10 protein-coding genes and 1 pseudogene are annotated in these 13482 nt (G+C 40.2%); 6 read left to right on the top strand and 5 right to left on the bottom strand.

The genetic code is table 11. From position 1 onward, the window contains the following. Window positions 1–332: 332 nt before the first annotated feature. Window positions 333–1049: an SDR family oxidoreductase gene (locus tag V7K30_RS23385; RefSeq protein ID WP_335003341.1), complete on the top strand. Its 717-nt coding sequence runs from the start codon at window positions 333–335 to the stop codon at window positions 1047–1049. Between the two features lie 75 nt (window positions 1050–1124). After that, complete coding sequence (locus V7K30_RS23380; RefSeq protein ID WP_335003339.1) at window positions 1125–1841, top strand: NHLP leader peptide family RiPP precursor; 717 nt, start codon at window positions 1125–1127, stop codon at window positions 1839–1841. Window positions 1842–2378: 537 nt separating this feature from the next. Here the strand turns inward: V7K30_RS23380 and V7K30_RS23375 are convergent. The 4 genes and pseudogenes from V7K30_RS23375 to V7K30_RS23360 all read right to left on the bottom strand — a co-directional run. Continuing rightward, a pseudogene (locus V7K30_RS23375) lies at window positions 2379–2522 on the bottom strand (transposase); the annotation flags it as partial. Window positions 2523–2631: 109 nt separating this feature from the next. Then, on the bottom strand, window positions 2632–3144 hold the full coding sequence (locus V7K30_RS23370; protein WP_335003338.1) for an ankyrin repeat domain-containing protein: 513 nt from the start codon (window positions 3142–3144) through the stop codon (window positions 2632–2634). Window positions 3145–3476: 332 nt separating this feature from the next. Beyond that, complete coding sequence (locus V7K30_RS23365) at window positions 3477–4157, bottom strand: AraC family transcriptional regulator (protein ID WP_335003337.1); 681 nt, start codon at window positions 4155–4157, stop codon at window positions 3477–3479. Between the two features lie 163 nt (window positions 4158–4320). Beyond that, window positions 4321–4887, bottom strand: coding sequence for a hypothetical protein (locus tag V7K30_RS23360; RefSeq protein ID WP_335003336.1), 567 nt, complete (start codon window positions 4885–4887; stop codon window positions 4321–4323). Window positions 4888–6643: 1756 nt separating this feature from the next. Here V7K30_RS23360 and V7K30_RS23355 point away from each other — a divergent pair. The 3 genes from V7K30_RS23355 (at window position 6644) to V7K30_RS23345 (ending at window position 8422) form a co-directional block, all read left to right on the top strand. Further along, entirely contained in the window at window positions 6644–6862 is a 219-nt protein-coding gene (locus tag V7K30_RS23355) for a hypothetical protein (protein ID WP_335003334.1), read from the top strand. Between the two features lie 147 nt (window positions 6863–7009). Then, complete coding sequence (locus V7K30_RS23350) at window positions 7010–7888, top strand: hypothetical protein (protein WP_335003332.1); 879 nt, start codon at window positions 7010–7012, stop codon at window positions 7886–7888. Between the two features lie 93 nt (window positions 7889–7981). Next, the gene (locus V7K30_RS23345) at window positions 7982–8422 is read left to right on the top strand and encodes a hypothetical protein (RefSeq protein ID WP_335003330.1); all 441 of its coding nucleotides are present in this window, start codon (window positions 7982–7984) and stop codon (window positions 8420–8422) included. A gap of 138 nt (window positions 8423–8560) precedes the next feature. Here V7K30_RS23345 and V7K30_RS23340 read toward each other — a convergent pair whose 3' ends face one another. Continuing rightward, the gene (locus V7K30_RS23340; RefSeq protein ID WP_335003328.1) at window positions 8561–12112 is read right to left on the bottom strand and encodes an NB-ARC domain-containing protein; all 3552 of its coding nucleotides are present in this window, start codon (window positions 12110–12112) and stop codon (window positions 8561–8563) included. A gap of 574 nt (window positions 12113–12686) precedes the next feature. Between V7K30_RS23340 and V7K30_RS34350 the strand changes: the two genes are divergently transcribed. Continuing rightward, entirely contained in the window at window positions 12687–12845 is a 159-nt protein-coding gene (locus V7K30_RS34350) for a ribbon-helix-helix protein, CopG family (RefSeq protein WP_442941097.1), read from the top strand. Window positions 12846–13482 lie beyond the last annotated feature (637 nt).

Below are 13482 nucleotides of genomic sequence, written 5' to 3'. Positions count from 1 at the left end.
AGATTTCTCTCCAACACACTGCTAATTTAAGAATTAGTCAAGTTTAAAAGTTAATTTTACAGATACTAGAACCGAAAAAATGCAACCTTTATTCAAAATTTTAACCCTTGTAATTGTGTTTTATAATTTCTAGACTAAAGAAGATTCAGGTTTGCAATCAACAAAAATAGCTTAGAAATTGTGGTTGTCCTTCTTTTTATTTAGACAACAAGTACACACTTAAGTTAAGTGACTACACTGTTTCCGCTATTAATTCAGTTACTAGGGAAAAAACATTAGAACCACCGAAGTCCAAAGTAAGATATTCATCGACAAACTTAAAGGAGAAGTGCATGAGTTTACAAAATAAAGTTGCTATTATCACCGGGGCTAGTGGTGGTATCGGCGAAGCAGTTGCTAAGGAGCTAGACGCAGCAGGCATGAATTTAGTGCTCACAGCGCGATCGCAAGACAAACTTGAACGCATTGCTTCGAATCTACAACATGCCAAAGTCGTTCCCGGTGAGATCACAAACCCTGAATTGCCACAGAAATTGGTAGACTTTGCCATCCAAACCTTTGGCCAACTTGACGTAGTTTTCAACAATGCAGGCGTGATGACTGTGGGGCCAATTGAAGCTGTCGATATCGAAGCAATCTGCCAGATGGTTCGAGTCAACGTAGAATCTGCTTACAGGATAGGCTACACGGCATTGCGGCACTTCAAGGAATCCGGTAGTGGATTTTTACTTAATACTTCAAGTATTGCTGGGCTAAAAACAGTTCCCCAACTGGCTGCTTACTGTGGTACTAAATTTGCGATCGAGGCCTTCACAGACTCCCTGCGCGTGGAACTTGCAGGAACCGACATTCGTGTATCAAGCATTGCTCCAGGTACTGTAGATACGGGCTTATACGACAAATGGGGTGATCAGCAAAAGGATTTCATCTATTCAGGAGGTGTACTGCAATCAGCAGACATTGCCCGTTGTGTTCGTTTTATCTTAGAGCAGCCAGGTAACGTCCTCATTCCCAGGCTTTCGGTAGTTCCAGCCGCTGAACCAGTATAATACCAAACCGATCTAACAGGACTTAATTTTTCTTTAGTAGTACAACCAAGCCCGCTTTTTAAAGAACAGCTAACAATGGTAACAACAAATCCTTCTTTGACAAATAGCTCTACTGACTTCCCTCAAGTTAGAAAGCTTTGGTCAGGTGTAGATATCACAAATTTTGGGCCTTATTATGAAGCTTTACAAGCACGGCTGATTGACCGCATTTGGAATGATCAATCACTCAAGCAAGAAATACTTACCAATCCAAAAGCTGTGTTTGAAAGAGAAACAGGAATTACATTTCCTGGAGATACAGAAGTTAGAGTATTAGAAGAACCTGAGAAAACGTTCTACTTTGTACTTCCTGCAACTCCACCAGTTGAAGAGCATTGGTATCGATATGAACAGTTTTCTAGCTGGTGGCCAATTATCGATACTTTTTGGTATTTTTATTACCGACTTGGTGGTGCTACCAAGGCTAGAGCTTACAGAGAGTGTTTACAAGCATTATGGATAGTTCGCTCTTGGACTAATGAAAGTTTCCGTCAGCAACTCCTTAAAGATCCAAGATCCATATTTGAAGGAGAAATGGGAATACCCTTTCCTGCTGATTTGAAGATTCAGTCATTAGAAGAAACCTCGAATCTCGTCTACTTTATTCTTCCCAAAAATCCGAAATTTGAGAAACTTGATGATAGTGCAACTGTTGGTGAGTGGTGGAAAGCATCGCATGGTTTATGGTGGTGGTATACCTCTTTGCGGTTCCGACAACCAGCGATGAATACAGTAACTGGAGTAGTTGGATAAGTAATCAGGGACTTAACAAACACGCTTGATATGAAAAAGAAAGGAGCCGACGCTTTGCAAAGATAAGTCTGAGCGGAGGATTCTTCTAATTAAGACTCATACAGAGAGTTTTTATGATAAGCAATCAAGCGTGCATAATATCAAATTCTGGAATTGCAACAGGATTCTGAAGGTTGTATATATGCAAATCAAGCCTGCCAAAAGCAGGCTTTTAGCGTTAGAGGACTCTACTACGTTAGCTCGACTTTATCCAAAATTAAGAAATCGGGTGTTGCTGAATCATAGGATGATTTTGTCTAATGCAGAATGGCTTTTCAATGCTTGCAACTGCCAATTCATCCCGCAAATATGCAACGCCAGAACTCGGTTTTCTTTATGCGGCAAAAACCCTGGCTTTTTTGCAAATACTTTTTCCACGTCACAGATTATCGATGAAGTTGAAAAAGTAAAACTCCCGTCTCACAGAGGTTTCATAGCGTAGACGCTTTTTAGCGGCTTGCCGCAGGCATCGCGTTGCAAAAAAAATGTTCAAACAAGAAGTGCGATAGTTCCGACTTGAGCGTTTTGTAGTTCCGTCTTCGCCAAACATTGTTCCCGCAATGCATTCATCAAAACATAAGCAACAGAGGAAAACCACAAACGTAATTGATTCCCCTCAAATATGTGGGTACTGGTTCGTATCACTAAATAGTTCCAGTTTGGCTGTTCAAATCTGAACTGTTTTGGTATCGATCGCATTGCTGGTTGAGTTATAGTTTATAACTGCTATAATGCTTGGCATGTATAGATTTCAGCAGTTTTGGAACCCAGCTTTTTCAGAGCTTGTGAGAAATCCGGGAGAAAGCATGGCAACAATCTCTTTACGCCCATTTTTTTTGGCAATATCTAAAGGAGTGTCTCCGTTCTTGCCTTTGATGTCTAACCGAGCACCTGCATTAACCAAGAGCCTGACTCCTTCAATATTGTTTTGCCAAACTGCATCGTGTAGGGCGGTGTATCCGTTATAAGGACCCTGAGCGTTTATATTAATCTTATATTCAATCAGAATTTTCATCACCTCTGGATATCTTAAATAGGCAGAGGCGTGGAGTGCAGTGGCCTTCATGTTTGAGTCAACTGCGTGAATGTCAGCACCAGCGTCGAGGAGTAGTTTCACCATTTCTGATTGACCGTTAGCAGAACTGACGATCAAGAGGCTATTTCCACTGCTGTCTGTTTGATTAACGTTTACACCAGTTTCAATTAATTTTTTAGCGTCTTTAAGGTTATTATTAATTACCGCAGCAACTAAATTAGTATTCATATTTGTAAGATTAAGAACTTAAAGGCTATTTACAAAACAGTGTAAAGACTAGGTATTTATTGACAAGTCAACCGTAAATCTAACTTGTGAAGAATGCCTCATGGGTAGATTATGGTGTCAGTGAGAGGAAATTCCAAACCATGTTTCCATCGGGAACATCCCACTTTTTTTATCAATACCTTCCCAGGGCATTGCTACACGAACAAAACTTGAATCTATAGACTTCAAAAACTTATAGATTAGTCTTGTTACAATTCAAAAATTATTCTTGGATAATGCTGAAATGTAAATCTATCAGACTTTAATAAAAGTCGAAAATCATTTCACCACCATTAGCAAGTTGATACTAAGGTAATTTGTATCGAACCATTGTCTATTTTTGCAACAGAACCATTGTCGCTTTTTAACATAAGTACTTCATCAGCAACGGCATTATTATTAAAAATCGCAGCAATCTCTTGGATACAAGACTGCAATCGTTGAGCTTCTGCAAAAGTCACAGTTGTGGGTTCCTGGTTAATTAATTCGCTTGAGCTTGCCTTTTGTGGGACTCTTTCCCAACGTGGGATGCTCTTACTCCGATGCGACCTTCGCCATGTTTGCGGGGTCGTGTTGTGAAGACGGAGAAACTGGCGACCAAAATGGCGTCTATCGAGATAGCCCACAGCTTCAGCAATCTGCTCTACCGACTGGTCTGTTTCCAGAAGTAGACGGCGTGCCTCTACCATCCGGCGCTCTACAATCCAACAGAGTACAGTCTTTCCGGTCTCTCTCCGTACAAGGTCGGTGAGGTAGGCAGGGGAGCGACTGACTGCTTCAGCTACCTCTCTAAGACTAATCGGATTATGATAATTTGTCTCAATAAACCGAAAAACATGGTTTAGCAAAGGTTGGGACTGAAGCAATAACTTTTCAAAACTAGTCAGTATCGCCGTATTAATAGCGATGTTAACGTTATAAGAGTCAATGCCATTTAATAAGTAATTAGAGTCCATCACTTTAGCCTCGTTCATTGTATTAAATAGATTTGGATTTCATATCAGATGCTTTGAACTAAAGTAGAGTTTAAATATTTATCATTTCAAGTCATTTGTCAATTAATCTCCAAAAATAAATTCGCTTACTGTTATACTTTATCTTCATTCATTTACAACTCTTCACTGGTAACTGATTTGGTCAGCGCCTGATCCAATACAGCAACTCATCAGAGGCATAAACATTGCCAGAGAAGTGAATTTGCTCGCATTTTAAGTAGCATCCACCTCTATGTCCACGTCGAAGCAAAGTCTCGTTTCCTTTGGCGATGACTTCGTTCGTTTCATCGTCAAAACAATTCCATTCAGAGTAGACGACTTCGCTATTGAACATAATAATTGGCCAAGCTATTGTTACACTTGGTTGAGCGAGAATTGCCCACCAATTTATTTCTCTATTTATCGCAGCAGCTCTGCCATAAAAAGGTCCGTCAGCACAGAAATAAACAAGACTGTCGGCATACTCAGCTGCTAAAATATCTCCCCGTCCTTGTCGCAGCGCTTCACAGTGAGATGGCCACCAATGTTTATTTTCCTGTTCTACTTGCTCTAAGCTGTATTCTAGAGTTATTTTAGGTAAGGTATGATCACGTAGAGAAACATATGTCTCTGCATCTCTGAGTAGTTTTAGTGCTAGTTCATTAGAAACTAGCTCCGGCTTAGAGTAATCTACTAACAGATCATTGTAGTAGTTGGTTCGCTTCGTCATTTTAAGTCTTTACAACCTTAAACCAATTTTCTATGTGTATACACTTAATCCTGAATGCCTATAATCCTTGTTTTACAAGAGTTTGGACAACCCAGTTTCTGTGCAACCTTAAGTGGAATCGATATTAGGATGGGGTAGTTTTTACAAAGCTAGTTGTCAAACTGATGACTGAGCGAGGCGGCAAAGAGTTATAAAACCGATGACTCGCATCCCAATTTTTAGATGCTGTTAAGATTAAATGCATATGTAACAAGGCTTTGAACCGAAAAATCTAGACGAGTTTCACTATATTGAAAAGGCTGCTCATAGAAACATCAACATGGATGAACAAAATTTTTAGAAGGTTTTAACTTTTTTCCTGGAAGTGCTATGATTTAGTGAATAGATATGATATGATGTTGCGAAGAAAATTAAGCTTCTGGTAACTATACGCTCCTTACTCAAAAGAAATCAAAAAGTAAAAGCGTTCTTGTCCAAAATGTGTACATACAGCAGTCATCAAAATTAGAGGGAAAGCCCCCGTACATTACTGGGTAGGTACTACACGGTAGGTTAGTGGTAGGAGGCGCACAGAGGAACTATTTCTCTTAAGGGCTTTGCACATAATTGTCTATCTCAAGATAGGTTTTGACCAGTTAAGATAGAAAACTTAAGCGGAAAAGTTTGTGTTTTTTAATTGGATCTTAGACAAAGTTGTAATATAAGGGGCTTTTAGCCGATAGTGAATGTAGATATAGGTTTTGCTAACTTTGCTAAAATTTGCATCTTGCACCATTCTCAACCAACTCGCTATTTTAAGTAATTTGCAGAGGGACGATGGGCAAATTACTTGAGAATTGGGTGGTAAATCCCAGTAGCACGCTCGTTAAGATAAAATCCTTGCCAGGGTAGGCTGTAATGATCTTTTGTACCAGCCCAAACAACTCTTAGGAAATATATTTTCATATACTCTCTTCCTTAGTAAGGGGGAAATTTAAAGCCCTCTCTTTCAAGGAGAGTGGTCTGCGCGTGGTCTATTCATTAGACATCTCCGAAAAAGAATCTCAAACCCTTATCCTGTCTAGATGAAAACTTAATTTATGGAGATGTCTATTTGAAAACTGCTGTAAAAAGGCTTGTTCTAATTGCCTGCTTTTTAAAGAGGGTTAGGGAGGATCAAATTTTGACTCAAGCGTATTCTCCTAAATAAAACTTGCAATTACTCAAAGCACAGGTTCAATAAGCTGTCGCGCGTGTAACTTGCACTTTTTATGGTCTGGAACCCTTGTTGCAACGAGAACACTCTCGAAAATTAAAGACGCGACAGCTTATCACTTACAAACCAGTTTTTACAAATATACGCTGTTGAAGTCTGAAATCGCGCTATTCCTCATGTATCAAGCCTTTTAGACTTAATAATACATTTGTACAGGCACGTTGAAATTTGAAGGGGAGAATGTCATAGGAAAAAAAGAGCTTATCTTTATCTTAAGTTTCTTATCTTGAGTTGCAAAAGTTTTGTAAAATTAGCAAACTTAACTCCAACAGGCATCTGTCAATCAACTACATAGACGAATGAAACACATTCTGTGTGCAATCCATATGTTATTCATAAAATAAAAACTTCCTGTTAGTTTCCCTAAACCTTATACACGAATGAAGCCGCTTGTCAATCAGGTTTCTGTCAATACATAAGTCCTAAGGGTATGGGATTTTTTCGCCATCTAAGTCATCTTTAACTACCTCTTTTCTTGCGAATGTCCAGCGAAAGTCACAATTGGACATTGCGTTTCTCAAAGAAAGTCAGCAAATTGCCCATGTCTTGCTAGCCAAGGCGGTGGTCAAGATGCTGGAAGACATAGAAATGCAATATGCATTTGGTATTTTGGGGGGTGCGATCGCATTCCTCTGGCATTCTTCTAGCACAAGCTGTAACACAGTTCAATTTAGTTACTTCACTGGTGATTTTTTGGAATTGTCGCTTAATAACGCCTAAAGTGGTTCAAACCCTTGTAATGTCTACGTTTTAACCATTCAAAACTATTCGGTTTCATGAGTTATTTAGCTGATTTCGCAACAACTCTATTATTGCGATGAGTGATTTTCCCTAATTCTGTAGCAACCGTAACTGAGGAAACGAACTATGCGTAATGACTTTTTAATTAATACTGAATCAGCGTGTTTCGTGCCTGACGAAACAGTGATCAAGACTCCTAACTACACTCAAAGGCATCGACCCACTTCTGCAAAAAGTGGCGATCGCACCGCCTCAAATATGAGTCATGCAGAGAGGATGGCACAAACTCAGAAGCTTTTAGATAGAGCGATCGCAGATGCTTGGCAGACAGTTAAAAGCGATCGCAGACCACCAAAGCTGACCCGCACCCGTTGGGTCTGGCAACTGGCAGCTTCTTACCATCTAACTCACATCTACCCGCGACTCATAGAAGAAGCTTCTCGACGCTTTGCTGCATTGGGTCAGAAGAATTTGGCACAGTGGGCTGCACAGAAAGCCAGAGAAGAAAAGGGTCACGATCGACTTGCCTTGCTTGACATCCAGTCGATGGGATACAAAGCCGAGGCTGTAGTGGAAACACTCATTCCCCCTAGTGCAACGGTATTAGGGAATTATTTAGCTCAGAGTGTACATACTCCAGATCCAATAGGTTGTGTTGGCTATTCATATACGCTGGAACGGATAGCGACAGGCATTAAAGAAAAGCATATCCACTCGGTTGAGGCTTTGCTGCCACCAGGCATCTGTGCTACCCGGTGTCTGCGTGTACACAGTAGTATCGGTGGTGATGTAGAGCATGTGAAAGAAACGGTTGAGATGGTTGCAGGACTTGTTTATAAAGAGCGCATAGATGTAGCGATCGCCTGTTACGAAACTGCATTGCTGTATTTTAACCCACTTGCGGAAGATTATATTTCAGAGGAGGAACTGAAATATACATTAAGACCGCTAGAGTCACGCACACATTTACAAGGCAAAGTTGATATTCAGTCACTCACCCGATAACCCAGGAAGTCAGTCCAGTCTTTCCAACGCCCCCTAACTTTACTGTCCAAGATCGTTCATTTAGTCTTAATAATTTCACTGAGGATACTATCCATGTTACCAACCAAATTGTTTACTTACATTGCCTCTACCTTGTTGGCAAATACCTTTATTTTTGAAATATTGCCACCAGTATATGCTAAGTCATCTGAACCTATTGAATCTAGAAATCGTGTAGAGAAGCTAGCGCTCAATCCATCATTTCCAACTTATACAGATGACACCTTGCTCCAAGGTAATGACCCGGAAATTCACTCTACCCAGTCCAATCAAGGTAAAGGGATTTCATGTCCTTTTACCTCTAATACCTGGGATTTAACGACGAGCATAACAATTACAGGTATCGGGCAGCAATATTTAATTCAAGATTTCGATAGTAAATTTCTTGAGAACAAGATCGAAGCTTTAGATAGTATTGAACTTGATCTAGATAGTATTTTAGATACTGAGTTTGACCAAAAAGGGGTTATCCTAATTTCAAGATGCTGCGCTTAGAAAGAGTATGTTGTATAACCAAAAGTAAGGGAAAATGATCCATGCATCCTAAATAGAATTTTGTTTCTGTAGCAGTGTTTTTATGAAGTGGTGAAGTCCTCAATAGTTCCATAAAGTTGCTAATGATATCAGGCTTTTTTAATCAACTGCTCCTAGCACTTTCAGTGTAGCAATAGTAACTGTAGATAAACCTGTAACTCCGCTAATGTTCATTCGCTCATAAGGTTTCTCTGCTTTGAGTGTTTTTGAGCAATTACCTGTTGTTACATCCAATAGCTTAATTGTTTCATCTTCACCACTGCTAGCGAGAGTCCGATTATCAAGGTTAAAAGCGATTGACCAAATCCTTCCTGTATGTTCTTGGAAGGATCTGAAGCAATCACCAGTATTGACATCCCATAACTGAACTCTGAAATCTTGGTTGCAACAAGCTAGTGTCCGGCTATCTGGACTAAAGACAGCTAACTGTAGCCAACCTGTATCTGCCTGCAAGACTTTAAGGCATTCATGAGTGTAAGCATTCCACAATCTTATTGTCCCATCGGGACTAGTACTTGCCAGTAGCTTCCCATCTGGACTAAAGGCAACTGACCAAACCCAAGCCGTATGCCCTTCCAACACTTTTTTATACTTACCAGTACTAACATCCCATAACATTACTGTCTGGTCATGACTGCCGCTAGCTAAGAGATCGCCCTGTGGACTAAAAGCAACTGACCAAACTGCTGCACGATGTCCCTGGAAAGTTCTCAAGGCTTGACCTGTACTGATATCCCACAATCTCACAGTTTGATCTTCACTGCTACTAACCAGTGTTTGACCGTCAGGATTAAAAGCAACTGACCAAACCGCTGCACGATGTCCCTGGAAAGTCCTCAAAGCTTGACCTGTACTGACATCCCACAACTTCACAGTTTGATCTTCACTGCCACTAACCAGTGTTTGACCGTTGGGATTAAAAGCAACTGACCGGACTGCTGCACGATGCCCCTGGAAAGTTCTCAAGGCTTGACCTGTGCTGATATTCCACAGCCTCACTGAAGAGTTGCGACTGCCACTTGCCAGGGTCTGCCCATCTGGACTAAAGGCGACTGAAAGTATCTGATCGGTATATCCTTGGAATGTTTTAAAGCATTGACCAGTGTAAACACTCCATAGCCTTGCCGTTTGATCGTAACTGCCACTAGCCAAGAGATCACCCTGTGGATTAAAAGTGACAGAATATACCCAACTGGAATGTTTCTCAAAGGTTTTTTTGCATTCACCAGTACTGATATTCCATAGCTTCACAGTTTGGTCATGACTGCCACTAGCCAGGAGATCACCCTGTGGACTAAAGGCAACTGAATATATTTCATTGGAATGCCCCTGCAAGGTTTTGAGGCATTCACCAGTGTTAACACTCCATAACTTAATAGTCTGGTCTTCACTGCTACTCGCCAGCATTTGTCCATCTGGACTGACAGCAATTGACCTTACTCCATCACGGTGTTCCTTGCAAATTTTAAGGCATTCACCAGTCTTGATATCCCACAACTTAACTGTCTGGTCATCACTACCACTCACCAGCATCTGTCCATCGGGACTAAAAGCAACCGAGTGTACCCAACTTGTATGTCCCTGAAACGTTTTGAGGCATTCACCAGTGTTAACACTCCATAACTTAATAGTCTGGTCATCACTGCCACTCACTAACATAGTACCATCTGGACTAAAGGCAACAGACCAAACCTCTTGCTCGTGTCCTTGCAAGGTTTGTAGGCATTGACCTGTGTTAAGATCCCAAAGCTTTAAAGTGTGATCGCTACTACTACTAGCAAAAACTTTACCATTTGAACTAAAGGCAAGTGATACAACCCAGCTATCATGGCCTTTACAGTTAAAAACATGTCTGCCATCTAAAACTTGGCGTAAGTGAATCTCACCATTGGTATCACCCAAAGCCAAAAATTTGCCATCAGGGCTAAAGGCGACCGACAAAACGCCACCGAAGGTTTCAGCAAAAACAGATTTATCAAAATTGGCGTTTTGGAAATTTACATCGTGCAATTTCAAACATCGCAGGTCTGCTTGCCAAACACTTAGATCAGAAAAATTATAGCCCCTGAGATCGGTTTCCAGATAACAAAGCAGATTGAGAATATTCCCAGCTGTATAACTTTGTTCTAGCGGTGATGTCTCTCGTAGCCTTGCTAGAATTTGGGTTAGCTGATTTTCCAGGTTTTTTTTGCTTCTCAAAACAGTGAGCAACCCATCTATAACTGGCTTAAGAATGAGGCGAATTTGAATCTCCCTTACATAGTCTTTAGCTGTCGCCTTCATCAAAGCATGACACCTGAACAGATCAATATTATGAGTAACAATCTCTTCACAAACTACCTCTATCAATCGCTGAGTCACATACTCCATGACTACAGGTTGCAGCGTGAAAAGTGCTGTGCTTTTTTCAACTAGCGATCGCCTTGCCAGAGACTCCAGAGCCTCCAGTAAGTTATGTGGTGGAATTGGTGATACGATATCCTCTCGGATTTCTGATAGCGAAACTGGCTCACGATTGATTGCTAGCCAGTACATGATATCCTTCTCTAAATTTGCCAAGCGCGAAAACTGCTGCTCTAGCAGATCGCGAATGCTGCCAAAAACAGCTGTGTAATGTTGGAGAAATTCCGCAACATTACCATCAAAAACATCTTGTATCGTTGTCGCCACTATCTTCAAAGCTAGGGCATTACCAGCGTAACGTTCAACTAATGCTGGTAATTCTGACTCGGAGCCAGAAAAACCCTTGGCTTCAAAGATTTTTTGCCCTGCTACTACCTCTAAACCACTGAGTTGTAATGAGCGAACAGCCAGTGTTTCTCCTCCTAGTGAAGCTACATCTTTGGGTTTTTCACGAGAAGTCAGCACCAAGGTGCTTTGATGCATGACTTGTCCCAATCGTTTGATCAGTAAGCCATAATCTTCATAGCCTTCTCGGTAGCATCCTGCATAAGCGCCTGTTTGCAAAATAGTCTCTACATTATCTAATACGATCAGACAGCGCTGTTGTTGCAAATATTCAATTAATTGTGATATTCTACTATCTACACTTTTTGGTAAGTCAATTTCTAAAATCTGCTCATTAGAGAAAAATTGAATTAAGTTAGCCAGTAGGTCAAAAAGTGGGGGAGCATTGTAGAGCGATCGCCAGATAACATACTCAAACCACCCTTGAACTTTTTGTGCTAATTTGGCAGCCAGAGAGGTTTTACCAATTCCTCCCATTCCCAACAGCGCCACTACTCGACAGCGTTCCTGAATCAGCCATTGCTCCAAAAGAGCAAGTTCGGCTGTGCGTCCATAGAAAACAGATACATCCACCATCTCTCCCCAATCAACGCGCTTGGGGTTCTTCAAGTCTTCCTGCCCTTTTAAATCAGAGTCTGAGCTTGTATAATCGCTTTTATCCAGTTCTAAATTAAACATCATAAACAAACGAACAAGCGTCCGTTTGTCAACCCCGGTTTCGCGAGTTAGTATCTTCCTGAAGGTGACAGGAGTGATCCCAGCCTGTTCGCTTAATTCTTCTAATGTAAACTTGGAGCCATTGTTGTTCCTAAATTCCCACTCAAGTTTGGCATTCTGAAGTTTTTGCCAGCCTTCACGAGTCAGTATAAGTCCACGATTGCGTTTGGATTTTTCCGGTTTCATAATTTCTTAGGAAAAATTGTATTTGGAGTAATAGACTTCTACAGCTTGCGTGTATGGAAAGGGATTCTTAATAAATTAGAGTTGTTGCTAAATCAAGCTAAAAAATCGGTAAAATCCAGTCACAGTTAAAATTTAACTCAACTTGATTTAGAATAGTTAAAACGTAAAAATTACAAGGTTTTGAGCTACTTTAGGCGTTATTAAGCGACAATTCTACGTATTGCCAAACTAAATCTTAAGTTTTAGAGTACATTAATGCAGTCTTAAGCACCATTAATAGCGGTGCCTTAAGGGGCAAACATTCGTGAATTAGTTCGGTAATTACACCTCCCATTGCGCCTAAAGCAGCCTCATAAAATTGAATGTTTGTTTTATACATTACCTATAATTCAGGAAAAAATAGAGCAATTTGTTAGCCACAAACCCTAATTATATGGGTAAATATCCACCTCATAAGTTAACAGGTATTTACTCTAATAGTAGCAAATTTGAATGCGCTATTTTTAACTTTAGGATCATCTTTGTATCCAGTAGTATTTGTATGTAAGAGTAATTGAAAAGTAATTAAAAGTCAATGACAATGCCCAGAAAAAATGCTGCTAATTTAACGATTCAGTTCTCGCTAGATGAGAAAATCATTTTGGAGGAATATTGTGAGAAAATGCAGCGAACAAAGAGCGATGTAATTCGAGAGATGGTACGCTCACTTAAAAAATATTTAGAAGGCAGCTAAAATTGTCAATAAGTTTGGAAACCCATATTTAGAATATAAGCCTTGGCACATTTGTGAGAGTTTAAGACAAGATTATTTTTGTCAATTAGTAACTCTACTTAAAAGGTGATGATAAATGGGGTATTAAATTAACTTCATTACTGCCAATTGAAGAGCAAGTATGAACGATGCTTTTAAACGTGACGCATAGGCGTAGCCCGCCGTAGGCATCAGTTTTGACCAAATTGTAAGTACTATTACCTATTGATATAGAACTCATATTTGATTTTTGAAAAAACTCAGTACAACTCAAAGAGGCTTCTTCCCTACTCCCCACTCCCCATTCCCACCCTACGCAAATAATTTCTGAAATCAAATCGGATTGCTATAAATGGTTGATGTTCTTAATCTGTCAAGAATGGCCTTCGCATATCTAATTTTTCAGAGGTAAATCTGCCAGACAGGGAATTCAGCCCCCAAGTTACACAAGTTAAATGCGGGATAGTTTATGGATTTTCAAATCTACCGTAATTTTCTACAGCAAAACTATTTTGGTTGTGAACAGAACAGTCTATAAATCTCATACAGAGAAAAGAGAGGCGTAGAGAGTATAAGAATTTAGTTTGTTCATATCTTATTTAGGATTGCTATATAAATG

The sequence above is a fragment of the Nostoc sp. genome, assembly GCF_036917655.1.
Lineage (GTDB): Bacteria > Cyanobacteriota > Cyanobacteriia > Cyanobacteriales > Nostocaceae > Nostoc.
The sequence above is the reverse complement of the archived record's forward strand: the minus strand, read 5'-3'. Positions and strand labels throughout refer to the sequence as shown.